General features: G+C 71.3%; 24 protein-coding genes and 1 rRNA gene. 17 read left to right on the top strand and 8 right to left on the bottom strand.

Annotated features, from left to right (window positions below):
• Nucleotides 1-49: 49 nt before the first annotated feature.
• Nucleotides 50-2,584 (top strand): FHA domain-containing protein, encoded by a 2,535-nt coding sequence (locus ABH941_RS14555; protein WP_370129828.1) that lies wholly within the window; start codon nt 50-52, stop codon nt 2,582-2,584.
• Between the two features lie 170 nt (nt 2,585-2,754).
• Complete coding sequence (locus ABH941_RS14550) at nt 2,755-3,549, top strand: MHYT domain-containing protein (protein WP_370129516.1); 795 nt, start codon at nt 2,755-2,757, stop codon at nt 3,547-3,549.
• 7 nt (nt 3,550-3,556) lie between these two features.
• On the opposite strand, the gene ABH941_RS14545 is transcribed toward ABH941_RS14550, so the two are convergent.
• Genes ABH941_RS14545 through ABH941_RS14535 form a run of 3 tightly spaced genes read right to left on the bottom strand, consistent with a single transcriptional unit; the run spans nt 3,557 to nt 5,853 of the window.
• A complete protein-coding gene (locus ABH941_RS14545; RefSeq protein ID WP_370129514.1) occupies nt 3,557-3,871 on the bottom strand; it encodes a winged helix-turn-helix transcriptional regulator in 315 nt (104 codons plus the stop codon).
• A 30-nt stretch (nt 3,872-3,901) separates the two neighbouring features.
• Nucleotides 3,902-5,158: an S-adenosylmethionine:tRNA ribosyltransferase-isomerase gene (locus tag ABH941_RS14540; RefSeq protein WP_370129513.1), complete on the bottom strand. Its 1,257-nt coding sequence runs from the start codon at nt 5,156-5,158 to the stop codon at nt 3,902-3,904.
• Entirely contained in the window at nt 5,155-5,853 is a 699-nt protein-coding gene (locus ABH941_RS14535; protein WP_370129512.1) for an SDR family NAD(P)-dependent oxidoreductase, read from the bottom strand. Before ABH941_RS14535 ends, ABH941_RS14540 begins: the two co-directional genes overlap by 4 nt.
• Before the next feature lie 303 nt (nt 5,854-6,156).
• Here ABH941_RS14535 and ABH941_RS14530 point away from each other — a divergent pair, with 303 nt between their 5' ends.
• From ABH941_RS14530 to ABH941_RS14520, 3 genes are all read left to right on the top strand, one after another.
• Nucleotides 6,157-7,260, top strand: coding sequence for a GAF domain-containing sensor histidine kinase (locus tag ABH941_RS14530; RefSeq protein WP_370129827.1), 1,104 nt, complete (start codon nt 6,157-6,159; stop codon nt 7,258-7,260).
• A complete protein-coding gene (locus tag ABH941_RS14525; RefSeq protein WP_370129511.1) occupies nt 7,253-7,906 on the top strand; it encodes a response regulator in 654 nt (217 codons plus the stop codon). Before ABH941_RS14530 ends, ABH941_RS14525 begins: the two co-directional genes overlap by 8 nt.
• Nucleotides 7,907-8,100: 194 nt before the next feature.
• The gene (locus ABH941_RS14520) at nt 8,101-8,337 is read left to right on the top strand and encodes a chaplin (protein ID WP_370129510.1); all 237 of its coding nucleotides are present in this window, start codon (nt 8,101-8,103) and stop codon (nt 8,335-8,337) included.
• A gap of 84 nt (nt 8,338-8,421) precedes the next feature.
• Here ABH941_RS14520 and ABH941_RS14515 read toward each other — a convergent pair whose 3' ends face one another.
• A complete protein-coding gene (locus ABH941_RS14515) occupies nt 8,422-9,237 on the bottom strand; it encodes a hypothetical protein (RefSeq protein WP_370129509.1) in 816 nt (271 codons plus the stop codon).
• Nucleotides 9,238-9,336: 99 nt separating this feature from the next.
• On the opposite strand from ABH941_RS14515, the gene ABH941_RS14510 reads away from it, so the two are divergent.
• From ABH941_RS14510 to ABH941_RS14485, 6 genes are all read left to right on the top strand, one after another.
• The gene (locus ABH941_RS14510; RefSeq protein ID WP_133999381.1) at nt 9,337-10,128 is read left to right on the top strand and encodes an ABC transporter ATP-binding protein; all 792 of its coding nucleotides are present in this window, start codon (nt 9,337-9,339) and stop codon (nt 10,126-10,128) included.
• Between the two features lie 158 nt (nt 10,129-10,286).
• Nucleotides 10,287-10,679 (top strand): NfeD family protein, encoded by a 393-nt coding sequence (locus tag ABH941_RS14505; RefSeq protein WP_370129826.1) that lies wholly within the window; start codon nt 10,287-10,289, stop codon nt 10,677-10,679.
• A 55-nt stretch (nt 10,680-10,734) separates the two neighbouring features.
• Nucleotides 10,735-11,703 carry an SPFH domain-containing protein gene (locus tag ABH941_RS14500; protein ID WP_370129508.1) on the top strand — a complete coding sequence of 323 codons (969 nt, stop codon included), beginning with the start codon at nt 10,735-10,737 and terminating at the stop codon, nt 11,701-11,703.
• A 108-nt stretch (nt 11,704-11,811) separates the two neighbouring features.
• Nucleotides 11,812-12,567 carry a sulfite exporter TauE/SafE family protein gene (locus ABH941_RS14495; protein ID WP_370129507.1) on the top strand — a complete coding sequence of 252 codons (756 nt, stop codon included), beginning with the start codon at nt 11,812-11,814 and terminating at the stop codon, nt 12,565-12,567.
• Between the two features lie 89 nt (nt 12,568-12,656).
• Nucleotides 12,657-12,983, top strand: a complete 327-nt coding sequence (locus ABH941_RS14490; protein ID WP_370129505.1) for a 4a-hydroxytetrahydrobiopterin dehydratase — start codon at nt 12,657-12,659, stop codon at nt 12,981-12,983.
• A 61-nt stretch (nt 12,984-13,044) separates the two neighbouring features.
• On the top strand, nt 13,045-14,973 hold the full coding sequence (locus ABH941_RS14485) for a PQQ-binding-like beta-propeller repeat protein (RefSeq protein WP_370129504.1): 1,929 nt from the start codon (nt 13,045-13,047) through the stop codon (nt 14,971-14,973).
• 79 nt (nt 14,974-15,052) lie between these two features.
• Here ABH941_RS14485 and ABH941_RS14480 read toward each other — a convergent pair whose 3' ends face one another.
• A complete protein-coding gene (locus ABH941_RS14480; protein ID WP_370129503.1) occupies nt 15,053-15,553 on the bottom strand; it encodes an HNH endonuclease in 501 nt (166 codons plus the stop codon).
• A gap of 136 nt (nt 15,554-15,689) precedes the next feature.
• Nucleotides 15,690-16,223 (bottom strand): YbhB/YbcL family Raf kinase inhibitor-like protein, encoded by a 534-nt coding sequence (locus tag ABH941_RS14475; RefSeq protein WP_370129502.1) that lies wholly within the window; start codon nt 16,221-16,223, stop codon nt 15,690-15,692.
• 113 nt (nt 16,224-16,336) lie between these two features.
• Here ABH941_RS14475 and ABH941_RS14470 point away from each other — a divergent pair, with 113 nt between their 5' ends.
• The gene (locus ABH941_RS14470; RefSeq protein ID WP_370129501.1) at nt 16,337-16,978 is read left to right on the top strand and encodes a DNA-3-methyladenine glycosylase; all 642 of its coding nucleotides are present in this window, start codon (nt 16,337-16,339) and stop codon (nt 16,976-16,978) included.
• 7 nt (nt 16,979-16,985) lie between these two features.
• Here the strand turns inward: ABH941_RS14470 and ABH941_RS14465 are convergent, their stop codons facing one another.
• Nucleotides 16,986-17,537 (bottom strand): TetR/AcrR family transcriptional regulator, encoded by a 552-nt coding sequence (locus ABH941_RS14465; RefSeq protein ID WP_370129500.1) that lies wholly within the window; start codon nt 17,535-17,537, stop codon nt 16,986-16,988.
• A complete protein-coding gene (locus ABH941_RS14460; RefSeq protein WP_370129499.1) occupies nt 17,534-19,039 on the bottom strand; it encodes an MFS transporter in 1,506 nt (501 codons plus the stop codon). The genes ABH941_RS14465 and ABH941_RS14460 overlap by 4 nt, the downstream gene beginning before the upstream one ends.
• A 157-nt stretch (nt 19,040-19,196) precedes the next feature.
• Here ABH941_RS14460 and ABH941_RS14455 point away from each other — a divergent pair, with 157 nt between their 5' ends.
• The 5 genes from ABH941_RS14455 to ABH941_RS14435 form a co-directional block, all read left to right on the top strand.
• On the top strand, nt 19,197-20,519 hold the full coding sequence (locus tag ABH941_RS14455) for a glutamine synthetase (RefSeq protein WP_370129498.1): 1,323 nt from the start codon (nt 19,197-19,199) through the stop codon (nt 20,517-20,519).
• A gap of 242 nt (nt 20,520-20,761) precedes the next feature.
• Nucleotides 20,762-21,883, top strand: coding sequence for an amidohydrolase family protein (locus tag ABH941_RS14450; RefSeq protein ID WP_370129496.1), 1,122 nt, complete (start codon nt 20,762-20,764; stop codon nt 21,881-21,883).
• 83 nt (nt 21,884-21,966) lie between these two features.
• Nucleotides 21,967-23,472 (top strand): APC family permease, encoded by a 1,506-nt coding sequence (locus ABH941_RS14445; RefSeq protein ID WP_370129495.1) that lies wholly within the window; start codon nt 21,967-21,969, stop codon nt 23,470-23,472.
• A gap of 56 nt (nt 23,473-23,528) precedes the next feature.
• On the top strand, nt 23,529-24,797 hold the full coding sequence (gene tyrS, locus ABH941_RS14440) for a tyrosine--tRNA ligase (RefSeq protein ID WP_370129494.1): 1,269 nt from the start codon (nt 23,529-23,531) through the stop codon (nt 24,795-24,797).
• A gap of 633 nt (nt 24,798-25,430) precedes the next feature.
• Nucleotides 25,431-25,522, top strand: a 16S ribosomal RNA gene (locus ABH941_RS14435); the annotation flags it as partial.

The raw sequence follows: 25,522 nt of genomic DNA, 5'->3' as shown, positions 1-25,522 counted from the left end.
GTCAAGAGTGGGGACTATCTCGGGGGACTACATCGTGGGGCAGGCAACAGTGCCGCAGCTGGTACTTGAACTCAACGGACAACGCAGAACACTGGAACCCGGCCGGAGCTACTCGATCGGGCGCGATCCGCAGTCCGATGTGGCGGTGGACGACGCCAGGGTCTCCTGGCGCCACGCCACCATCGCCTACCACGGCAACGGCTGGGTCATGGAGGACCTGGGCAGCACCAACGGCACCTTCGCCAACGGCCAGAGGGCCAATCAGGTCCAGCTGGGCCAGGGCACCGTGGTGACCCTGGGCAACGCCGAGAGCGGTCCGAGGCTGAACTTCGCGGGCCTGCCCAGCCCGGTCGCCCCGGTCGGCGGCGAGGCCTGGCACGACCAGGGCACCGCCCGCTTCAACCCCGGGGCCCAGAACGCGGCCCAGGCCGGCTACGTCCAGCAGCCGCCGCAGCAGGCCCAGCAGACCCCGCAGTGGGAGCAGCAGTACGGAGGCGGCGCGGCGGTGCCCCCGCAGCAGGGCGGCGGCTTCGGCGGCTACGCCCAGCAGCCCTCGCAGCCCGCCCCCGAGCCGGTCTACGGCTCGCGCAACCCCACCATGGTCCGCAACCTGGCCGGCGGCCTGCGCACCATCAGGATCGGCCGCGGGCTGGACAACGAGCTGGTGGTCTCGGACCTCTCGGTCTCCCGGCACCACGCCGAACTGCGCCAGCTGCAGGACGGCCGCTACGAGATCGTCGACCTCGAGAGCCACAACGGCACCTACCTCAACGGCCAGCCGATCTCCCGTCAGCTGCTCGGCCCCACCGACATCGTCGGCGTCGGCCACTCGACCTTCCGGCTGGTCGGGGACCAGCTGGAGGAGTTCGTCGACACCGGTGAGGTGTCCTTCTCGGCCCGCCACCTGGTGGTCAAGGTCCAGCACAAGGGCGCCGAGAAGATCCTGCTGAACAACGTCAGCTTCGGGGTCCCGGAGAAGTCGCTGGTCGCGGTCATCGGCCCGTCCGGTTCCGGCAAGTCCACGCTGCTGCGGGCGCTCACCGGCTACCGCCCCGCCGACAACGGCGACGTGCTCTACGACGGCCGGAACCTCTACAAGCAGTTCGCCGAGCTGCGCCAGCGCATCGGCCTGGTGCCCCAGGACGACATCCTGCACTCCCAGCTGACGGTCCGTACGGCCCTGAAGTACGCGGCCGAGCTGCGGTTCCCCGGCGACACCGAGGCCTCCGAGCGCGAGCGCCGGGTGGACGAGGTGCTCACCGAGCTGCACCTGGAGAAGCGCGCCGACAACCGGATCACCGCGCTCTCCGGCGGCCAGCGCAAGCGCGTCTCGGTCGCCCTGGAGCTGCTCACCAAGCCGTCGCTGATCTTCCTGGACGAGCCCACCTCGGGCCTGGACCCGGGCATGGACCGCGACGTCATGAAGATGCTGCGCGGTCTGGCCGACGAGGGCCGCACGGTCCTGGTGGTGACCCACTCGGTGGCCGAACTCGCGCTCTGCGACCGGCTGCTGGTGATGGCGCCGGGCGGCTCGGTGGCCTACTTCGGCCCGCCGAAGGAGGCGCTGCACTTCTTCGGGTACGAGACCTGGGCCGACGTGTTCCAGGCCTTCGAGAACTACCCGGACCATGACTGGGCCGGACGCTTCCGCGGCTCGGTGCACTACCAGATGTACTCGGCCGACGTCGAAGCCGTGCAGGCCCAGTCCGTGCAGATACAGCACGAGCAGTCCAAGCCGCCGAAGCAGCAGAGCTGGGGCTCCCAGCTGTCCACCCTGATCCGCCGCTACGCCACGGTCATCGGCGCGGACAAGGGCTTCGTCGGCCTGCTGATCGCGCTACCGCTGATCATGGGTGCGATGAGCCTGGCCCTGGGCACCTCGGCCGGCCTGGTGGGCACGGGTGATCCGCAGAAGCCCAACTCGGACGCCGGTACCCTGCTGCTGGTGATCGCCGTGGGCGTGGTCCTCACCGGGGCGGCCAACTCGGTCCGGGAACTGATCAAAGAACGGGTGATCTACGAGCGCGAGCGCGCGGTCGGCCTGTCCCGCTCGGCGTACATGATGTCCAAGGTGGTCGTGCTGGGCCTGATCACCGCGCTGCAGTCGATCGTGCTCTCGGTGATCGGCATTCTGCCGAACAAGCTGCCGAAGAGCGGCCTGGTGTTCTCGTCCTCGCCGCTGCCCGAGATGGTGATCGTCTTCACCCTGCTCGGCATCGTCTCGATGATGCTCGGCCTGGTGGTGTCCGCCGTGGTCAAGACCGCCGAGAAGACCATGCCGTTGCTGGTGCTGCTGGCCATCCTCCAGGTGGTCTTCTGTGGCGTGCTGGTCAAGCTGACCCAGCCGGGCGTGGCCCAGCTGGTCTGGCTGGTGCCCTCACGCTGGGCGGTCGCCGCCGTGGCGTCCACCATCGACCTGGCCCACATCGGGGACCCGGCGCATGCCGACGACCCGCTGTGGAAGCACACGCTGGCCCAGTGGTCCATCGACACCGGCGCCCTGGTGCTGCTCGGGGTGGTCTGCGCGGTTCTGGTGGTCCGGCTGCTCCGTCGGCACGAGCCCGAGGTCATGCGGCAACGCTGACCCCGCCCGACCGACCGGGGCCGCCCGCCTGCTCGACAGGCGAGCGGCCCCTTGTCTTGTTCGACCGCATATCACAATCGGCATTACCGAGAAAGGATCTTTACGGGCTCATACCATTCACGCGTACCTCACAGGAATCACACGTTGACCACTGAACGGGGACAATGCGGATGGCGCACATGGATGGGTTCACCTACGGCTGGGTGAACCCCTTGCTGGCCTACATCGTCGCCGTGATCGGCGCGGCACTGGGTCTTCGCTGCACGGTACGGGCCCTGGACCTGCCTCCGGAGCGGCGCCGCGGCTGGCTGTTCCTGGCCGCCTGCTCCATCGGCTGCGGAATCTGGACCATGCACTTCATCGCGATGCTGGGCTTCTCCGTCAGCAGCGCCACCATCGTCTACAACATCCCGATGACCCTGGCCAGCCTGCTGCTGGCGATCGTCGTGGTCGGCGTCGGGGTCTTCTACGTCGGCCACCGCCCGCCCGACGCCACCACCCTGCTGGTCGGCGGAGTGCTGACCGGCGGCGGTGTCGCCGTGATGCACTACCTGGGCATGGCTGCCATGGAGCTCAACGGATCGGTCGACTACAACCCGCTCGTGGTGGTCCTCTCGGTCCTCATCGCCGTCTTCGCCGCCACCGCGGCGCTGTGGATGACGCTGAACATCAGGAAGCTGTGGGCGTCGCTGCTGTCCGCGCTGATCGCGGGGGTGGCGGTGACCGCGATGCACTACACGGCGATGCAGGCGGTCAGCGTCCGGCTCTCCGGGACGGAGCCGCGGAGCGGCGTCCCGGTCGGCCAGTTCATCCTTCCGGTGGCGGTGGGCATCGTGGTGTTCCTGACCGTGGCGGCGATCACCGTCGCGATGTCACCGCGGGAGGGCTGGCGGGAGGAGCGCGAGGCGGAACCCCAGGAGCGGATCCAGGTCGACCTGTTCGAGGGCAGGTTCCGCGGGAACTGAGCCACCGTCAGGCAGCCTCCTGCGTCGGGGCTGGCGCCCGGTCCATACAGCGGTCGAAGCCCGCCAGCGCCGGCCCCAGTGCGGCCCCCGCGGTGGTCAGCCGGTAGTGCACCAACGGCGGCGGCCCGGCCGCCAGTTCACGCACCAGCAGCCCGGCGTGGACCAGTTCGGACAGCCGGGACGACAGCATCCGTGCGTTCAACCGCGGCGCCGCGGCCCGCAGCTGGTCGAAGCGGTCGTCGCCGCGCAGCAACGCGCCCAGTACGGACAGCGTCCAGCGCTTCCCCAACAGCGCGAACAGCGCCGCCATCTCCTCGTTCACACCGTGATCATACGCTCCGTGTGCGTCCGGTCACCGGGAGAGGATGAGATGCAGGTCGCCGAACTCGTGCCAGAGGTACCGCTCGCGCAGCGCCTCGGCGTAGCTCAGGTCGAGCAGCGGTCGGCCGGCGATCGCCTCCAGCATCAACAGGTGTGAGGCGCGCGGCTCATGAAGGCCCGTCAGAATCCCGTCCACCACCCGCACCCCGCGCTGCGGTGTGATCACCAGCTCGGTCCAGCCCGACGACGCCCGCAGCACGCCGTCCGCACGGTCACCCCTGCCGTCGCCGCTGTCGGCGGCGGACTCCAGGGCCCGCACCGCGGTCGTCCCCACCGCCACCACCCGCGATCCGGCCCGTCTCGCCGCCCGCACCACCCGTACCGTCGGCTCCAGCACCTCGAACCACTCCGCGTAGGGCGGTTCGTGCGACTCCAGCGAGGCGACCCCGGTGTGCAGGGTGATCGGCACGATCTGCACCCCCCGGCTCACCAGCCGGGCCACCAGTTCGGCCGTGAACGGCCGCCCGGCACTGGGCATCTCCGCCGATCCGCCGCGCACCTCGGCCGGCGGCCGGGCGAACACCGTCTGGTAGGCGGCGATCGGCCGGTCGGCGTCGGTGTAGGCGTAGCGGATCGCCCGCCCGTGCGCCGCCAGGTAGGCCAAGGGATCGGGGACGGTGAACTCCGCCGCCCACAGCCGGGGGCCGACGCCCTCCAGCAGCCTCAGCGAGGCCCCGCCCGCCAGCCGTACCGTGACCGCGCCGTCCCGGTGGTCGCGCTGCCGGGTGCTGCCGTGCCCGTCCGGCGTACGCAGCTCCACCACCCAGCGCTGCCGGGACCGCCGGGTCGAGAAGTGGACGACGACCTGCTCTCCGCTGCCGGCCACCCGGCCGTCGACCGCGGCGGGCAGCGTGGCCGAGACGTTCACCACCAGCACGTCCCCGGGCTGCAGCAGCTGCGGCAGCTCCCGGAAGGCATGGTGACCGACCGTCAGTTCCCCGTGCGGGCCCCGGCCGCCGTACAGCAGCCGGACGTCGTCCCGGCCGGTGCGTCCTCGCTCCTCCGGCGGCGCGGTCGCCTCCAGCTCGTCCGGCAGTTCGAACTCGTCCAGGCCGAAGCCGTCCAGGGCCGCCACCGGATCGGGTGCGGGTGCGGCCAGGTGTCCGGCCCTGTCCCCGCGCTTCCCCAGCCGCTTGCGGTCCTGTCCGGGTGCCGGAAGCCTCCCGGGCAGCCGTGGCGCCCCGTTCCCTTGCACCATCACGTCCCCCGCCTTTTGCTTCACCCTCATCGTGTCCATTCCTTCGCCGTCCGCCCCGACACCACGTACCGTCCGCTCGCGGCCCCGCTGCCGATCAGCTCCAGCAGCGCCGGGACGGCGGCCTCCTCCGGCAGCGGCCGACCGCTGTCGTCGTCGCCGGGCACCGCCGCCGCGTACATCGCGGTGCGCATGTCCCCCGGGTCCACCGACCACACCCGCAGCGCGGGCTCCTCCTGGGCCAGCACCGCGGACCAGTGGTCCAGCGCGGCCTTGCTGGCCCCGTAGCCGCCCCAGGTCTCGTACGCCTCCACGGCGGCGTCCGAGCTGATGTTCAGCACCGCCCCGCCGGACTCCCGCAGCAGCGGCAGCGCGGCCTGCACCAGGCCCAGCGGCGCCACCGTGTTCACCGTCAGCGCCTCGGCGAAGCCCGTCAGCGACTGCTCGGCCAGCGGCACCAGCGGCTCCGCGCCCAGCACACTGGCATTGTTGACCAGCAGGTCGATCCCGCCCAACCCGTGTGCGGCCGAGACCAGTTCGGCCCGGTGCGCGGGGTCGGCGACATCCCCGGGCAGCGCCACCACCGGTCCGTCCAGCTCCGCCGCGACGGCGCCGAGCGCCTCCGCGCCCCGGGCGTCCAGCACCAAGGACCAGCCCTGCGCGGCGAGCGCCAGGGCGAGCGCCCGGCCCAGCCCCCGCGACGCTCCGGTCACCACTGCGACAGCCATGTCCACTCCTCGGGTGGTCGTGTCCTTCTGCCTCCGACGGTAGGCAGGAGCGGGGCCGCCGTACCTCGGTCGTCGGGGAGCGGTCCGGCGGGCCCTTGGTCCTAGTCCTTCCGTCCTGGTCCGCCACCCCCTGAGCCCGATGCCCGGCGATCACCCCGGCGGTACGGTGACGGCATGGCCAAACGTCCGAGCGCCGAGCAGCTGAGCACTGAGCAGCTGAGCACCGAGCAGCCGAGTGCCCAGGCAGCGTCCGACGAACCCTGCCTGGGCGGCATCGAGGCGATCAGCTCCGCCGTGCTGGCGATGAGCCGTCACCTGGAGGTGCGCGAGGTGCTGCAGCGCATCGTCGCCTCGGCCCGCACCCTGGTCGGCGCGGAGTACGCGGCCCTGGGCGTCCCTGACGATCACGGCGGCTTCGCCCAGTTCGTGGTGGACGGCATCAGCGACGCCCAGTGGCGGGCCATCGGCCCGCTGCCGCGCCAGCACGGCATCCTGGCCGCGATGCTCAAGGACACCGCCCCGCAGCGCCTCGCCGACGTCCGCGACGACCCCCGCTTCGGCGGCTGGCCGAGCGCCCACCCGGACATGAGCGCCTTCCTCGGCGTCCCGATCCTGGACGGCGACGACATCATCGGAGCGCTCTTTCTTGCAAACAAGCACAGTCTCGCCAACAAGCGCCGTCCCGGCGAGATCTTCACCGCCCACGACGAGCACCTGCTGCGCATCCTCGCCGCCCACGCCGCCATCGCCCTCACCAACGCCCGCCTCTACGAGCGCAGCCGAGAGCTGACCCTGGCCGGCGAGCGCGCCCGGATCGCCCACGATCTGCACGACGCGGTCTCGCAGAAGCTGTTCTCGCTGCGGCTGACCGCCCAGGCGGCCTCCGCCCTGGTCAGCCGGGATCCGGACCGGGCCCGCGCCGAGCTGGCCGAGGTCTCCCGGCTCGCCGCCGAGGCGGCCGAGGAACTGCGCGGCGTCGTGATCGAGCTGCGTCCGGCCGCCCTGGACGAGGACGGGCTGCTGCCGACCCTCAGCTCCCAGATCGAGGTCCTGGACCGGGCCCACGCCGCGCGCGTCAGCTTCACCCACACCCGCGTCCGCGCCCTGCCCTCGGCACAGGAGGCGGCACTGCTCCGGGTCGCCCAGGAGGCCCTGCACAACGCCCTGCGGCACTCGGGTGCGAAGGCGGTACGGGTGGAGCTGCACCCGGCCGGTGCGGGCCGCGGCGCGGTGCTGACCGTCACCGACGACGGCGCCGGCTTCGTCCCGGACGAGGTGCGCCGGGCCGGCCGGCACCTCGGCCTGGTGTCCATGCGCGACCGTGCCGCCGGAGTCGGCGGCACGCTGCGGATCGAGTCGGCCCCCGGCCAGGGGACCGTGGTCGTACTGGAGGTTCCCGGTGGCTGACAGCCCGAAGCGCATCACCGTCCTACTGGTGGACGACCACCAGGTGGTGCGCCGGGGGCTGCGCACCTTCCTGGAGGTCCAGGACGACATCGAGGTCGTCGGCGAGGCCGCGGACGGGGCCGAGGGCGTCGAGCGCGCCGAGGAGCTCCACCCCGACGTGGTGCTGATGGACGTGAAGATGCCGGGCACCGACGGCATCGAGGCGCTGCGCATCCTCAAGGAGCGCGGCAACCCGGCCCGGGTCCTGGTGGTGACCAGCTTCACCGAGCACCGCACGGTGGTCCCCGCGCTGCGGGCCGGCGCGGCCGGCTACGTGTACAAGGACGTCGACCCGGAGGCCCTGGCCGGCGCGATCCGCTCGGTGCACGCCGGACATGTGCTGCTGCAGCCGGAGCTGGCGGGGGCGCTGCTCGCGGACGAGTCCCCGCGAGGCGGCCCGCAGGGGCGCGGCGGCACCCTGACCGAGCGCGAGCAGGAGGTGCTGGGGCATATCGCGGACGGTCGTTCCAACCGCGAGATCGCCCGGGCTCTGCATCTGTCCGAGAAGACGGTGAAAACCCATGTCTCGAACATCCTGATGAAGCTTGACCTGGCCGATCGCACCCAGGCGGCGCTCTGGGCGGTCCGCAACGGAGCAACCCGGTAGGACTGTCGGACGAACGCCATGGCGCTAGGGGCGCGCAGGTGGCACAGGGGGGAGTGAAGAGCAGATCTGCGCAACAGTCACATCAACCCGAAAGAGTGTCAAAAGGTGAACTCACCGGTTGGTTCTCCCTAGCCTCCACGTCGAAGCCCGACGCCGAACTGCGGCGCCGGGCCCGCTCAAGGAGGACACAACACATGAACGTTCGCAAGGGTGCTCTCGTCGTCACCGCCGCGGGTGCCGCCGTCCTGGCCGGCGCCGGCGCCGCCTCGGCGCAGTCCGTCGCGGCGGGACACACCGAGGGCTCGCCCGGCGTCGTCTCCGGCAACACCGTCCAGGTGCCGGTCCACATCCCGGTGAACGTCTGCGGCAACAGCGTCAATGTGATCGGCCTGCTGAACCCGGCGTTCGGCAACTGCTGCCACAACGACTGACACAGCGCCGACACCCGCGCCCCCGCCGCAGGCCGAACCTCCGCGCGGGGGCGCGGACACCCGCAGCACCCACTCCCGCAGAACCTAGAACGGGTCCCGGGCCGGCTCGTCCACCATCGCGTTGTAGGCCGCCACCGCAGCCCGCCGGGCCGCCCGCTCCAGCGGGCGCATCGCGGCCTCCCGCGCCGCCATCTCCCCGGCGCTGACCGCCGCCCCGTCGGTGGTCGCGGCCAGCTCCAGCACCGCCCGCACCTGCCGGGCCGACTGCAGCACCCGTACCGCGCGCGGCTGGTAGCCGGGCGCCAGCAGCTCCGGCTGGCGCCGCCTGCGGTAGGCCTCCAGCGCCTGCTGCACCTCCGGGCCGCCCCCGGCCACGTCCAGGCGCAGCAGCAGCTCCGTCGCCTCCCGCAGTGTCTGCGCCAGCTCCCGCTCGGCGTCCCGCAGCTGGGGGACATCGGCGGGGACCCCGGTGTCCACGGGTGACGCATGCCACACCACCCGGACCAGCTGGTCGCCGACCGGCCCGTGCCGCACCACCTCCGGCACCAGTCCGACCGACAGCTCTCCCACGGTCAGCACCGCCTCCCCGGCCGGCAGCGCCCGCTCGTTGAACGACGCCGGACCGGTCAGCCCGACCGGATGCCCCGGCGCCGGCAGCGCCAGCCGAAACCCCGTCACCCCCTGGGCCCGCAACCGACCCAGAGCCAGGGTGAGTCCCGCCCCGGCCGCTCCCTCTATCCCGTCCACGGTATGCGCGTCGTCCCGGCCCCTGATTCCCTCGCCCGCATGGTCGGGTGAGGCGAACCCGCCCAGCCAGGCGTTGCCCCAGGCAACGAGGCGCCCCGACCGGGGCTCGTCGAATCGGTCATCGGGACGGCTTTCGCCGGTGTTCTGCGCCATGGGGCAAGCCTACGGAGAAGTCCCACACTTCCGTGGCGTAGGTTTTCCCTCGACGCATACACAGAGGCGCAAGAACAAGGCAGTGGGGAAGGCGTACGCATGAGCGACGTGCTCGAGCTGGTGGACGTATCCGTGGTCCGGGACGGACGCGCGCTGGTGGAGCAGGTGTCCTGGTCCGTCGCCGAAGGCGAGCGCTGGGTGATTCTCGGCCCCAACGGCGCGGGCAAGACCACGCTGCTCCAGATCGCCGCCTCCTACCTCTTCCCCTCCACCGGCACCGCCGCGATCCTCGGCGAGAAGCTCGGCAGCGTGGACGTCTTCGAACTGCGCCCCAGGATCGGCCTGGCCGGCGCGGCGATGATCGACAAGCTGCCGCGCCGGCAGACCGTGCTGGACACCGTCCTCACCGCCGCCTATGGCATGACCGCCACCTGGCGCGAGCAGTACGAGACCTCCGACGAGTCCCGGGCCAGGCTGCTGCTCGACCTGCTCGGCATGGCCGAGTTCACCGACCGCAAGTTCGGCACCCTCTCCGAGGGCGAGCGCAAGCGCACCCTGATCGCCCGCGCCCTGATGACCGACCCCGAACTGCTGCTGCTGGACGAGCCCGCAGCCGGCCTCGACCTCGGCGGCCGCGAGGACCTGGTCCGCCGCCTCGGCGCGCTGGCCCGCGACCCCAAGGCCCCCGCGATGGTGATGGTCACCCACCATGTCGAGGAGATCGCCCCGGGTTTCACCCATGTCCTGATGATCCGCCAGGGCACGGTGCTGGCGGCCGGCCCCATCGACGACACCCTCACCGCCCGCAACCTCTCGCTCTGCTTCGGCCTCCCGCTCACCCTGGAGCGCCACGGCGACCGCTGGTCCGCCCGCGGCCTCCCGATGGGCTGAGCCGCCCGTCCCCTCCGCGCCCGCCCCCTCCGCAACCGTCCCCCACACTCTTCCGTCACAACGTCAACATCCGGACTACCTGCGCAAAGCCCTCTCCCCGGACCCCTCTCCGCCCCTACCATGAGGCTGTGGAGAACTGGACGTGGTGGTTGATCGTCATGGCAGCCCTGGGCGTGCCGCTGGTGGTCACGGCCATGCCCGAATTCGCCATGTTCGCGATCGGCGCCGGCGCCGCCGCGCTCGCCTCCGTCCTCCGGGTCGGGACGGTCGCGCAGTTCGTCGTCTTCCTGGCCGTCTCGGTCCTGCTCGTGGTCTTCGTACGCCCGTTGGCGATGCGCAGCCTGCGCGGCCGGCCCCAGGTGCGGATGGGGATCGAGGCGCTCACCGGCGCCACCGCGCTGGTCCTTGAGCAGGTGGACGAGCACGGCGGCCGGATCAAGCTCCAGGGCGAGGTCTGGTCCGCGCGATCCCTGGATCCCGGCCAGGTCTTCGCACCGGGCCAGCAGGTGAACGTCGCCCAGATCGACGGCGCCACCGCAATCGTTCTTTAGCCCGCTTGTCCTCCTAGGTCCCCGGCAGTCTGGAAGTTCAGGAAGTGGAGTCCCCGTGAATGCCGTGATCATCGTCCTGATCATCCTGGTCGTGCTGGCGTTCGTCGCACTGATCAAGACGATCCAGGTGATCCCGCAGGCGAGCGCGGCCATCGTGGAGCGGTTCGGCCGCTACACCCGCACCCTCAACGCGGGCCTCAACATCGTGGTGCCGTTCATCGACACCATCCGCAACCGGATCGACCTGCGCGAGCAGGTCGTGCCGTTCCCCCCGCAGCCGGTGATCACCCAGGACAACCTGGTCGTCAACATCGACACCGTCATCTACTACCAGGTCACCGACGCCCGCGCGGCGACCTACGAGGTCGCCAGCTACATCCAGGCGATCGAGCAGCTCACCGTCACCACCCTGCGCAACATCATCGGCTCCATGGACCTGGAGTCCACCCTCACCTCCCGGGAGACCATCAACGCCGGCCTGCGCGGGGTCCTCGACGAGGCCACCGGCAAGTGGGGCATCCGCGTCAACCGCGTCGAGCTGAAGGCCATTGAGCCGCCCACCTCCATCCAGGACTCGATGGAGAAGCAGATGCGCGCGGACCGCGACAAGCGCGCCGCGATCCTCACCGCCGAGGGCGCCCGGCAGGCCCAGATCCTCACCGCCGAGGGCCAGAAGCAGGCCGAGGTGCTCCGCGCCGAGGGCGAGGCCCAGGCCGCCGTGCTGCGCGCCGACGGTGAGGCGGCCGCGATCCGCACCGTCTTCGAGGCCATCCACGAGGGCGACGCCGACCAGAAGCTGCTGGCCTACCAGTACCTGCAGACGCTGCCGGAGATCGCCAAGGGCGACTCCAACAAGCTGTGGATCATCCCCAGCGAGGTCGGCGACGCACTCAAGGGCCTCAGCGGCGCCTTCACCGGGCTCGCCCCCAAGGGCAGTGACGCCCCTTCGGACAGCAACGGCAGCGCCGTGCCGCCGCCGCGGATGGAGAAGCGCCGCGAATACCCCTCCATCGACCCGGAGTAGGGCCCGCAGCAGCGGACGCCGTCCCACATCGCAAACCCGCTCGCCCCTCCACTCCCCGCATCGTGCATGATCGGACCGGACACGAACCAGGAGTGAAGGGGCGCAGCCATGTCACCGTGGGAAGCGGTCGGCGTCTTCGCCGCCGGCATAGGCGCGGGGACGATCAACACGGTCGTCGGCTCGGGCACCCTGATCACCTTCCCGGTGCTGCTCGCCGTCGGCCTGCCGCCGATCACGGCCAATGTCTCCAACACCCTCGGGCTGGTCCCGGGTTCGCTCAGCGGCGCCCTCGGCTACCGCGCCGAGCTCAAGGGCCAGCGCTCCCGGCTGCTGCGGCTCGGCAGCGCCGCGCTGCTCGGTGGTCTGCTGGGCGCGATCCTGCTGCTGGTGCTCCCCTCCGGCGCGTTCCAGGCGATCGTCCCGGTGCTCATCGGCGTCGCACTGCTGCTGGTGATCCTGCAACCTCGGCTGGCCCGCTACCTCGCGGCCCGCGGCCACGGACCGGACCGCGCCGACGGCGGGGTGGCGCTGCTGGTCGGGGTCTTCGGCACCGGCATCTACGGCGGCTACTTCGGCGCGGCCCAGGGCGTGCTGCTGCTCGGGCTGATGGGCCTGCTGCTCGACGAGGACCTGCAGCGGATCAACGCCACCAAGAACATCCTGGCCGGGCTGGTCAACGGCATCGCCGCGGTGTTCTTCCTCTTCGCGGCCTCCATCGACTGGACCGCCGCCCTGCTGATCGCCGCGGGATCGGTCATCGGCGGCCAGATCGGCGCCCGGGTCGGCCGCCGGCTGCCACCGATCGCGCTGCGCGCTCTGATCGTCGTCGTCGGCCTGGCGGCCATGGCCAAGCTCCTTCTCTGACAGGCAGATCCACAGGCTGTTTCGCGCATATCCGGAGGCGCAGCGGGAACGGAACCTGAACCCCCCACTCGCCGACCAGGAGCAAGCTCATGAGCCCGTCCCGTGCCCGCCTCAGCGACGAACAAATCGCCGACGGTCTCAAGGCCGTCCCGCACTGGCACCGCGAAGGCGACGCCCTGCTGCGCACCCTCCAGGCGCCCGACTTCCCCACCGCCATCAGCATGGTCGTCGCTGTCGGTGAGGCCGCCGAGGCGATGGACCACCACCCCGACATCGACATTCGCTGGCGCACCCTGCACTTCTCGCTCAGCACTCACGACGCCGGCGGCATCACCGCCCTGGACCTGCGCCTGGCCGCTGTCATCGACAGCGCGATCGAATCCGTCCTCGCAAAAGCCGCCGGTACGCACGCCTGATTCCTCAGTCCCGCATGAGATGCTGGCGCACGCATCGTGAAGGCGGGAGCTGACGGAACCCATGGAACACGACCCAACCGGCACCGGCCAGAGCCCGGATTACGTCCATGACTACGGTCAGGGCTACGGCCAGGAACACGTTCCCGGCGACTTCACGGGGAGTGACCCTGCGTACCCGCAGGTGAACCCCGAGTGGCCGACGCCGGAAGGGCAGCAGCAGTACTGGCAGCCGGAGGGTTACGGATACCCCGCCGACGGTTACTCCCAGCAGCCGTACCCGCAGCAGGAATACGCGCCGCAGGGGTACGGGCAGCAGGAGTACGGGCAGCAGGATTTCTCCCAGCAGGCGTACCAGCAGCCGGAGTACTACCCCCAGCAGGGCTACTCCCAGGAGTACCAGCAGCAGGCATACCAGCCCTACACCGACCAGACCTACGGAGATCCGCAGGGCTACTACCAGCCGGTCGCGGAGCCGTACCCGTACCAGCCCTACACCGCCGAGCCCGCTGCGGACCAGCCGGAACCCGACGCCGCCGCCGAACCTGCTGCCCCCGAAGCCGAGGCTCTCGACCCCGAAGCTTCCGACCCCGAGGCTTCCGACCGCGACAAGGACCCCGGCGCCGAAGGCACCCTCTACTCCCGGCTGTTGGCCGCGGCGACGGGAAGGGCGCCGGGCACGGACCGTAAAACCTTCCTGCTGCGCGCGGCCGTCGGCGCCGTCGCCCTGATCGTCGTGGTGGCCGCCGGTGTCGTCGTCGCCGGGCAGGGCAGCGGCGGTACCAAGGCCGCGGCGAGCGGCGCCACCGCCAACCTGGCCGGCAGCCACTCCAAGGCCTGGGCGGCCGCAGCCGACACCGGTGCGGCCCAGGGCAACGACGGCCTGCTCGGCTCCTGGCTGCTGGCCAAGGCCCTGGTCCGCGGCGACGGCACGGGGGTCACCGCCTACGACTCCGCCAGCGGCAGCAAACTGTGGACGGTGGCTCCGCCCAGCGCCGGCGCCGTCCCCTGTGCGATGTCCGCCACCGTCAACGCCGCCGGGATCGGCGCCGTCCTCTTCCAGGCGAAGGCCGGCACCGGACAGGCCTGCACCCAGCTCGTCGCCGTCGACACCGCGACCGGGCAGCAGAAGTGGAAGGCGACCATCGCCAACGCCACCTCCGCCTACGGCGCCTCGGTGATGGTCAACGACACCAGGGCCGTCGCGGTCGGCGACTCCGCCGCGGTCGGCTACGACATCGCTACCGGAAAGCAGAGCTGGACCTACGCGGGTCCCGGCAAGTACTGCGGCGGCATCAGCGGCAGCGGCACCGGCAGCACCCTGCTGGTGCAGAGCACCTGCGCCGACAGCAGCCCCAAGCAGCAGGCGATCTCGCTGGACGCGGGCACCGGCAAGCTCACCTGGTGGCGCGGACTGCCCGCGAGCGCCTCCTCGTACACGGTGCTGTCGGCCACCCCCGCCGTCGTGGCCGTGCACATGTCCGACGCCACCAAGGACAGCATCATGTCCTTCAGCGCCAAGGGCGACACCCAGGCGACGATCTTCGTCTCGCAGACCGCCGGGACCCTGGACGCCATCCACGGCAGCTTCGATCCCGACCCGGCCCTGTACTTCACCAGCACCACCATGGTCGCCGAGCTGGCGGCGCCGAAGGCCAGCGCCGGTGCCGGGGGAGTCCTCACCGCCTTCACCCTCGCCGACGGCAAGCAGCTGTGGCAGTCGACGCCCCAGGAGAAGGGCAACATCGCGCTGGTCGGCATCGACGGCAACGACGCGGTGGTCGCGACCGAGGAGCGCATCGGCCAGGCCGCCCGGCTCAGCCACTTCGACCTGGCCACCGGCAAGGAGACCCCCGGCGGCGGCTTCCCGCAGAACACCGGCTCGCTGCTGACCTCGGGCCGGATCCTCTACCAGGGCAACCTGGTGGTCGCCCTGCCCGAGTTCACCAGCACCTACAGCACCGCCGCCACGGCCTTCACCACCACCGGCTGAGCCGACCCCACCGCCGACCCGGTCCCCCGCGCCGGGCCGACGGCAGTCCTCACCCCCTGTACTGCTGCCCCCGACCCGGTCAGGCCGGCAGCGGCAGCCACTCCGGCAGATCGTCCTGATCGGCCCCCAGCGCCAGCATCAGCGTGGCCTCGGGAGTCGGCTCGAACGGGGTCACCAGCAGCGCCATCCCGGCCTGCTCCGGTGTCCGGTCCGCCTTGCGGTGGTTGTCGGCGGCACAGGCCGCGACCGTGTTCAGCCAGGTGTCCCCGCCCCCGCGGGACCGCGGCAGCACATGGTCGACGGTGGTCGCCCGCCGCCCGCAGTAGGCGCAGCGGAACCCGTCCCGTACCAGTACTCCACGCCGTGACCACGGAGCCCGTTGTCGGAACGGCACCCGCACATAGCGCCGCAGCCGCACCACCCGGGGCACCGGCAGATCGACCGAGGCGGCCCGGACCCGGCGCAGCGGGTGCGCGTGCTCGACCACGGCCTTGTCCTGGAGCACCAGCACCACGGCACGCTGCAGCGATACCGTCGACAGCGGCTCGTAGCTCGCGTTCAGCACGAGTGTGTTGCGCATTCCGGCCACCTCCAGGCGGTACAGGATGTGCCCCGCCCGCACGGCGGCGCCGCGTACTCCGAGGGCTGTTCCCCTCGGAGTACGCGAGACCACTGTGCGGGCCGGACCGCCCCCGGAACAACGCAATTTCGGCTGCTCAGCCCTCCGGGGCGGCGTACTCGGCGATCACCTGTCCGCGCGCCAGCGCGTGGAAGCGGAGGTTGAAGCCGACCACGGCCGGCGAGACCTCCGCGTCGGGACCCAGTTTCTCCTGGTCCACGGCGTAGACGGTGAAGACGTAGCGGTGCGAGCCGTCGCCGGGCGGCGGCGCGGCGCCGCCGAAGTCCCGGGTGCCGTAGTCATTGCGGACCTGCACGGCGCCCTCGGGCAGCCCCTTGAAGTCGCCGCTGCCGGCGCCCCTGGGCAGTTCGGTCACGTTCGCCGGGATGTCGAACACCGTCCAGTGCCAGAACCCGCTGCCGGTCGGCGCGTCCGGGTCGTAGCAGGTGACCGCGTAGCTCTTGGTCCCGGCCGGCGCCCCGGCCCAGCTGAGCTGCGGCGACAGATTGCCTTCGCTGTAGACGTGGTCGTCCGGAAGGGTGCCGCCGTCGGCGATGTCCTCGCTGCTGACGGAGAGCTCCGGTACCGGCGGGTGGAAGTCGTGGGGGAGGGGCCGCCTTGCTGCAGACACGTGTTCAACCTCCTGCGTAGCGCTGGTTCGTCGGCCCCAACGCTACCCGTGCCGGACGCCGCCGGGCCCCCGCAGGGACCCCGCGGGCCACCCCGGACAGTACCCTCGACCCCATGCCCCGCCCCGCCCCCGCCGCCCTCGGCCGCAGCTTCTTCGACCGCCCGGCGGAGCTTGTCGCCCCCGACCTGCTCGGCCGGACGCTGGTCTCCGAGCTTCCCGAGGGAACGGTGGAGCTGCGGATCACCGAGGTCGAGGCATACAGCGGCGCCGCCGACCCCGCCGCTCACTCCTACCGGGGCAGGACCGCCCGCAACGCGGTCATGTTCGGGGAGCCCGGCCATGTCTACGTCTACTTCACCTACGGCATGCACTTCTGCGCCAATCTGGTGACAGGCCCCGGCACCACCGCCTCCGGCGTGCTGCTCCGCGCGGGTGAGATCCGCTCCGGCCACCTCCTGGCCCGTCGTCGCCGCCCCAGCTCCCGCAACGATGCCGACCTCGCCCGGGGCCCGGCCCGGTTGGCCTCCGCCCTCGGCCTCGACCGCGCCGTCAACGGCGTCGACGCCTGCTCGCCGGGCACCCCGGTCAGGATCCTGCCCGGAACGCCGCCGGGACCCGAAGCCGTCTCCACCGGCCCGCGTACCGGCGTCTCCTCGGCGGCCGACATCCCCTGGCGCTTCTGGATCACCGACGATCCCACCGTGAGCCCCTACCGCCGTCATGTCCCCAAGAAGCGGCGCACACAGACCGCCTGACCAACCGTCAGGCTCGCGGTGTCAGCAACTCCACCACCAGCCCGACGATCTCCTCGGTCTCGGCCTCCGCCAGCGCCGCGAAGGTCCCGCTGCTCCGCGACAGGCTCACCCCGATGAAGGCGGCCACGGCCAGTTCCGCCCGCAGCTGCGGCCGGTCCAGGCCCTCGCGGGTGAAGCGCTCGCACAGCGGGTCGACCAGCCGCCGGTGCAACTGCTCGGCGGCGGCGGCCTGCACCTCGGGATCCTCGTGCGGGGCGACCGCGGCCCGGTGGATCGGCCCCGGGCCGCGCTTCGTCGCGCCGTCGAGCAGGGCTCTGACCCGCTCGGGCTCCAACAGGTCGGCCGGGTTGGCGTTGAGCTGGTCCAACTGCAGTGTGGCCAGGTAGAGCTGGGCCTTGCCGCCGAAGTAGCGGGCGATCAGGGCCGGGTCCACCCCGGCCCGTTCGCCGATCTCCCGGATGGTGCTGCGGTCGAAGCCGCGCTCGGCGAAGAGGTCGGTCGCGGCCGCCAGCAGCAGTTCGCGACTGCGGGCCGAATCCCGTCGCCTGGGCGTGCTCACCGGCGGCCCGGTCCGGGCACAGCGGAGACGCTGTCCTCCGCCGTCTCGGCGTCGGCGATGCTCTCGTCCATCAGCAGCTCCTCGTCCACGGTCACCGTGCTCCGCACGCGGGCTCCCCGTCGCGGCAGGACGATGGTAACCACGGCGGTGACCACCCAGACCGCGCAACCCAGCCAGGCGGCGGCCTGGTATCCGCTGTTCTCGGGCAGCAGCCGCCCGGCGGGGGTGTGCGCCTCCAGGATCACCGCGCTCAGCACGCTGCCGGTGGAGTAGCCCACGGTCCGCAGCACCTGGTTGAAGCTGATGGCGCTGCCGGTCTCGTCCGCGGGGACCGAGGCGACGATCAGTCCGGGCATCACCGCGAAGGTGCAGCCGACGCCCAGCCCGGCGACGCCCATGATCACGAAGAGCTCCCACAGGCTGTTGCGGCCGAACAGGAACATCGCCATCGACAGCAGCGAGACCGCGCAGCCCACCGGCAGCACCAGCGCGGTGGAGGTGCGCCGGGCCAGCAGCGGCACCAGCTTGCTGGAGGCGACGCTGGCCACCGAGAACGGCAGCAGCACCAGGCCGGTGACCAGGACCGAGGTCCCGAATCCGTATCCGGCGGAGGAGGGCGTCTGGACGAAGCGGGTCACCATCGACATCAACATGTACATCGCGACGCCGGCAATCAGCCCGGACACATCGGCGGTGAGCACCACCCGGTTCCGCAGCGACCGCAGGTCCACCAGCGGGTGCGCGGTGCGCAGTTCGTGGAAGGTCCACCAGGCCAGCAGCACCAGCGCGGCAACGGTCAGGCCGAGCAGCCGGGCCGAGCCCCAGCCCCAGAGCCCGCCCTCGCTCAGCGCGAGCAGCAGCGCGGCCAACCCGACGGCCAGCAGCACCGCGCCGGGCGCGTCCAGCGGACGCTTCTCCCGTCCCCGCGCGTTCGGCACGACCAGAACGGCGGCGGTCAGCGCCAGCGCACTGATGATCGCCCCGAACCAGAAGCCGGCGTGCACGCCCCAGGACTCCGCTATCAGCCCGGTGAGCGGGTAGCCCAGGCCGACACCGGCCACCGTGGTGATGGAGAGCAGCGCGACGGCGGGGCGCGACCGCTCGGCCGGCAGCGCGTCCCGCGCCGTGGCGATGGCCAGCGGGGTGAGGCCCAGGCCGAGGCCCTGCATGCCCCGTCCGACGATCAGGAAGCCGAACCCGAGCGGCAGCGCCGCCAGCACGCTGCCCAGCAGCACCACCGTGATGGCGCCGATGATCACCCGTCGCCGGTGCGGCCCGTCGCCGAGCCGCCCCATCGTGGGCGTGGCGACGGCGCCGACCAGCAGGGTGATGGTCAGCGACCACTGCGCGTCGGACAGCGAGACATGGTCGACGGAGGCGATGGTGGGCACCAGCGGCGACCCCAGGCTGCTGATGACCGCGACCACCATGCCGAGGAACACCAGCACCGGCACCAGAGCGCGTTCACGAAGACCGCCGGGCGCAGCATGTGTGGCATCCATCGGCGTTCTCCCAGAGATTGTCATCAGTTGATGTCTTCAGATGATGACATAAAGACGCCAGGAAGCCCAAGGCCGTCGCCGCCAGGGTGACCACCGTCACTCCGGTGCGTGCCGCCCTCTCGCGCCACAGGGCCCCCACACGGCACCATGGGCTCCCATGGACGAAGAACGGTCAGCACAGTCCCATCTGACCCGGGCTCAACTCGCCGCCGAGGGCGTCGTCGGACTCGCGCTGAGCTGGGTGGACAACGCCGGGATCACCCGCACCAAGGCCATCCCGCTGCGCAGACTGGACGAGGCCGTCCGGGACGGCGTCGGCATGTCCCCGGTCTTCGACGTCTTCCTGGTCGACGACTCCACCACCACCAGCCGCTTCCTCGGCGGACCCGACGGCGACCTGCGGCTCTTCCCCGACCTGCAGCGCGCGGTCCCGCTCGCCGCCCAGCCGGGCTGGGCCTGGGCCCCCGCCGACCGCTACGCCCAGGACGGCACCCCGCACCCCGCCTGCCAGCGACTGTTCGCCCGCCGGATGACCGAGCAGGCCCGCGCCCGGGGGCTGAGCCTGCTGGCGGCCTACGAGGTCGAATGGGTCCTCCGCCGCCCCGACGGCACCGACCCGGCCGAGAACGGCCCCGCCTACGGCCTGCACCGCCTCACCGACCTCTCCGACTACCTCCGCGACCTGCTCCAGGCCCTGGAGGCCCAGGGCCTGGACCTCCAGCAGATCCACCCCGAGTACGCCGCAGGCCAGTTCGAGGTCTCGGTCGCCGCCGAGGAGCCCGTGGCCGCAGCCGACACCACCGTGCTGGTCCGCCAGACCATCCGAGGCGTCTCCGCCCGCCACGGCCTGCGGGCCTCCTTCGCCCCCTCCTTCGAACCCGGCACCGTCGGCAACGGCGCCCACCTCCACCTCAGCGCCTGGCGCGACGGCAGAAACCTGATGACCGGCGGCGAGGGCCGGCACCAGCTCACCAAGGAGGGCGAGTCCTTCCTGGCCGGAATCCTCGACGCCCTCCCCGCGCTGCTGGCGCTGGGCGCCCCCAGCCCGGCCAGCCACCTCCGCCTGGTCCCCTCGCATTGGGCCGGCGCCTACCAGTGCTGGGGCCTGGAGAACCGCGAGGCCGCACTGCGGCTGATCTCCGGCCGCTCCGCCAACGCCGAGATCAAGTGCTTCGACGCCGCCGCCAACCCCTACCTGGCCCTCGGCGGCACCATCGCCACCGCCCTGGCTGGCCTGGACACCGCAGCCACCCTCCCCGCCGAGGTCAACGGCGACCCGTCCCATCTCCCCACCCCACCACCCCGCCTCCCCGAAACCGCCCCCGAGGCCCTAGCCGCCTTCACCCGCTCCACCACCCTCCACGAAGCCCTGGGCGACCCCCTCTTCCACGCCATCCAGGCCGTCCGCCAAGCCGAAATCACCCTCTTCACCAACCAAACCCCCACCCAAATCGCCGAACAAACCCGCTGGCGCTACTAACCCCCAGCGGCGCGGGGCTGTGCTTGTTTCAACCGCCCGCGCCGCCAACCACCCCCAACCCGCACCCCCGCACCACCCCAACCCCGCTCCCACCTCAGGGGCGCGGGGAACTGCGCGACCAACCACCCCCAACCCGCACCCCCGCACCACCCCAACCCCGCACCTACCAAAGGGGCGCGGGGAACTGCGCGACCAACCACCCCCAACCCGCACAACCCGCAGCCCCCACCCCCGGAGGCCCCGTGCACCTGATCGACCACCACACCCACAGCATCGTCGCCCCCGACCCCCTCACCCCCCACCCCCTCACCCCCGAAGCCTTCGCCTCCCTCCTCACAGAGTCCGACCGCCCCCCACCCCCCGGCACCACCCCCTGGGACTCCGCCCTGGGCCTCGCCGTCCTCCGCACCTGCGGCCCCGTCCTCGACGCAGGTCGCCACCCCACCCCCGACACCTACCTCGCGGCCCGCGCGTCCCTGGGCCCCACCGAATCCGCCCGCCGCCTCCTCCACGCCGCCGCACTCGACTCCTGCTTCATCGACACCGGCCTCCAGACGGCCGCAGGCTCCCCCCTCCTCGACCTCCCCGCCTTCGCCGCCCTCTCCGGCACCCCCGTCCGCGAGGTCGTCCGCCTGGAACACGTCGCCCAACAGGCCGCCACCGCCGCCACCTCCACCGCCGCCCACTGGGGCGAGACCACCCGCACCGCCATCGCCGAGGCCGTCCGAGCCGCCGACGCCATCGCAGTGAAATCCGTCCTCGCCTACCGCCACGGCCTGGACATCGACCCGGCCCGCCCCGCCCCCGCCGAAGTCGCCCACGCCGCCGGCGAGCACCTCGCCGAGTCTGCCCGCAGCGGCAACCCCCGTCTCACCCACCCGACCCTGCTGCGCCACCTCCTCTGGACCGCCGTCGACCTGGGCCTCCCGATCCAGATCCACACCGGCTTCGGCGACCCCGATCTGACGCTCCATCGGTCGGACCCGTCCCTCCTCACCGACTTCATCAGGGCCGTGGAGCCGCACGGCACCCCGCTGGTGCTGCTGCACTGCTACCCGTACCACCGCCAGGCCGCCTGGCTCGCCCAGGCCTTCCCGCACGTCTACTGCGACGTCGGCCTGACCCTCTCCTACACCGGCCCGGCCGCCCCCCGCCTGCTCGCCGAAACCCTGGAGCTGGCCCCCTTCGGCAAGGTCCTGTTCTCCACCGACGCCTACGGCCTCCCCGAGCTCCACCTCGTCGGCGCCGGCGCCTTCCGCGACGCGATCACCAACTGGACCAGGGACGCCGGCCTGCGCCCCGCCGAGGCCGCCCGCATCGCCGGCCTCATCGGCGCCGACAACGCCACCAGGCTCTACACGTAGGCCCCCTTACGCCCGTAACAAGCCGCGAGCACACTACGTACCGCGCGATGACGTGACGCTCGCCCCCGGCGGAAGGACCTGGCATGTCCGACTCCACCCTGACCACCCCCACCGACCGTCCCGCACAGCGGGGACTGCGCCCCAGCCTCAATGTCTGGCAGGCCGTGGGACTCTCCATGGCACTCATGGCACCCAGCATGGCCGTCAACATCAACCCCCAGGCCGCCGCGCCCAGCGTCGGCCGCGCCGTCCCCCTCGCCTTCCTGATCGCCGCCGTCGGCGTGCTGCTGGTGGCCTATGTCTTCGTCCGGCTGTGCCAGTACTACCAGCACGCCGGCTCGGTCTACGCCTTCGTCGGCGCCACCCTCGGCCCCCGCAGCGGCGTGGTCGCCGGCTGGGGCCTGGTCGGCACCTACCTGTTCTACGGCGTCACCACCTCCTCCGTGGTCGGCATCTTCGGCGTCTCCTTCCTGCAGCGCACCGGCGCCTGGTCGAACCCGCCGGTGGACGCCCCGTTCATCCTCACCGGCGTGGTGCTGCTGCTGGCCTGCTGGCTGACCATCGCCTCGGTCCGCCGCGGCACCAATGTGCTGCTCACCGTGGAGGGCGCGACCGTCGCGCTGATCCTGATCGTCACCGCCGTGGTCCTGGTCCGGCTGATCGCCGGCAACGCCCCGGCCGGACACGGCTTCACCATGTCCGTCTTCTCGGTGCCGCCCGGGACCGCCCCGTCCGCCCTCTTCCTCGGCGTGGTCTTCGGCTTCCTCTCCTTCGCCGGCTTCGAGGCCGCCTCCACCCTCGGCGAGGAGTCGCTCAACCCCCGCCGCGACATTCCCAGGGCGATCCTCGGCACCACCCTCTTCGGCGGCGCCTTCTTCGTCGTGGTCACCGCCGTCGAGATGATGGGCTTCGGGGCCGGCAAGACCGGCGTCGCCGCCTTCGGCTCCTCGTCCTCCCTGATCGGCGACCTCGGCGCGAGCTATCTCAGCTCGTGGGTCGGCAATCTGGTCACCCTCGGCGCCACCGTCAGCGCCTTCGGCTGCTGCCTCGCCTGCACCGTCGGCTCGGCCCGCCTGCTCTACGCGATGAGCAGGGACGGCTTCGGCGAACGCGGCCTGGGCCGGGTCTCCCGCTACGGCACCCCGGCCCGCGCCGCGGTCCTCGTCAGCGCGACGATGGCGCTGGTCCTGGGCCTGTGCATCGTCGCCTTCTCCGCCGTACCGGAGTCCACTTTCGTCTGGGGCGGCACCATCGGCACCCTGATCCTGCTGGTCGCCTACGCCCTCACCACCATCGGCGCGATCCGGCTGATCTTCGTCCAGCGCCGGATGCCGGTGCCGATGTGGCAGATCGTCATCCCCCTCGCCGCCCTGGCCCTGCTCGGCTACACCCTCTACCGCAACGTCGTCCCCTACCCGTCCTCGGGGCCGGGCCACTGGTTCCCCATCGTCGCCGGCGGCTGGCTGCTGGCCGCGGTCGTGGCCGTCATCGCCGCGCCCAGCACTGCCAGGCGCCTGGGCGAACGCCTCACCGAGTCGGAGCAGCTCCACGCCGAAGCCGAGAGGAATCGAGTGGCAGGAACCGCGTAGGCTCGGTCAGGCTGTGCGGACCACCGCCGGCACCGGACCGAAGGAGAAGCGACACCGTGACGGACATCGTCGACGAGCTGAAGTGGCGCGGGCTGATCGCCCTTTCCACCGACGAGGACGCACTGCGCAAGGCATTCGCGGACGGTCCGGTCACGTTCTATTGCGGCTTCGACCCGACGGCGCCCAGCCTGCACATCGGCAATCTGGTGCAGCTGATCACCATGCGGCACATCCAGAACGCGGGGAACTTCCCGCTGCCCCTGGTGGGCGGCGCCACCGGGCTCATCGGTGACCCCCGCCCCACCTCCGAGCGCACCCTCAACGACCCGGAGACGGTCGCCGCGTGGGTGCTCCGGCTCCGCGGCCAGGTCGAGCGGTTCCTCGACTTCGAGGGACCGCACGCGGCCCGGGTCGTCAACAACCTGGACTGGACCTCGGGGATGTCGGCGATCAGCCTGCTGCGCGACATCGGCAAGTACTTCCGGGTCAACACCATGATCGCCAAGGAGGCCGTCGCCCGACGGCTCAACTCCGACGCCGGCATCAGCTACACGGAGTTCAGCTACCAGGTCCTCCAGGGCATGGACTACCTGGAGCTGAACCGCCGCTACGGCTGCACCCTGCAGACCGGTGGCAGCGACCAGTGGGGCAACCTCACGGCCGGCACCGAACTGATCCGCAAGGCCGAGGGCAAGTCCGTTCACGCCCTCGGCACCCCGCTGATCACCAAGGCGGACGGCACCAAGTTCGGCAAGACCGAGGGCGGCGCCATCTGGCTGGACGCAGAGATGACCTCCCCGTACGCCTTCTACCAGTTCTGGCTGAACGCGGACGACCGCGACGTGGCCAACTTCCTTCGCATCTTCACCTTCCGCTCGCAGGAGGAGATCGAGGAGCTGGAGCGGCAGACCGTCGAGAAGCCGGCCGCCCGCACAGCACAGCGGGCCCTGGCCGAGGACGTCACCGTACTGGTGCACGGCCAGGAGCAGCTCGACCGAGCGATCGCCGCCTCCAGGGCCCTTTTCGGCCAGGGCGACCTCGCCGAGTTGGACGCCGCCACCCTGGACGCGGCCGTCGCGGAGCTCCCGCAGGCCCAGGTGGGTGAACTCGCCAGCGTCGTCGACCTGCTAGCCGCCACCGGCCTGGTCCCCAGCAAGTCGGCCGCCCGACGCGCAGTCAAGGAGGGCGGTGCCTACCTCAACAACGCCAAGGTGACTGACGAGGAGGCCGCCCCCACCACCGCCGACCTCCTGCACGGCCGCTGGCTCCTGCTCCGTCGCGGCAAGCGAAGCCTGGCCGCCGTGGAGCTCATTCCCACGGCCTGACCTGCGTCGACGGCATCGGGGGTGAGGATTCCAAAGGATCTTCACCCCCGATGTTTGACGTATCCCCCAGGGTCGTCTAGTGTTGGCCGAGTCGCCTGATTCGGGCCGGTACGTCGTACGGGGCTTCGCCTCGCCGCACCGGTCCTCACGTGACCAAAGTTGCCAAGCTTATCCGCCACTTCGAAACTGAACTTTTCGAGTCGACGCATGCGTCGGATTCGGACGGGTTCGCTTTGTCGTGCGAATTAGCAGCCGCGATTTCCGGACATCCGGAAAATGCGGTAACGTAACTCCGGTCGCCAAGCGACAGCCCAGCTCAGCAGGGTGCAGAAACGAAATTCGGACGGTTCGCCCGGACGAAACGAATCTGCTAAGGTGAGAACAGAACGAAGCGCCCGGAGAGTGCCGGTGAAACGGCCTCAAAGGAAGCGTCCGTACCTTGAGAACTCAACAGCGTGCCAAAAGTCAACGCCAAATGTTGATACCCCGTCCGCCTGCAATTCTGTGGGCGGTCGAGGTTCCTTTGGGAAAAAATAGTAGTAAACACTAGCGAGGACGCAGTGTACGAGGTCGGCTATTCCGCTGATCGTCGTGCCGCTCTTTCGCGGGTGCGATCGGGATATCCCGAGAACATTCACGGAGAGTTTGATCCTGGCTCAGGACGAACGCTGGCGGCGTGCTTAACACATGCAAGTCGAACGGTGAAGCCCTTCGGGGTGGATCAG

The organism is Streptacidiphilus sp. EB103A (assembly GCF_041261405.1).
Classification (GTDB): domain Bacteria; phylum Actinomycetota; class Actinomycetes; order Streptomycetales; family Streptomycetaceae; genus Streptacidiphilus.
Note: the sequence above shows the minus strand (reverse complement) of the source record. Positions and strands in the feature narration are given on the sequence as shown.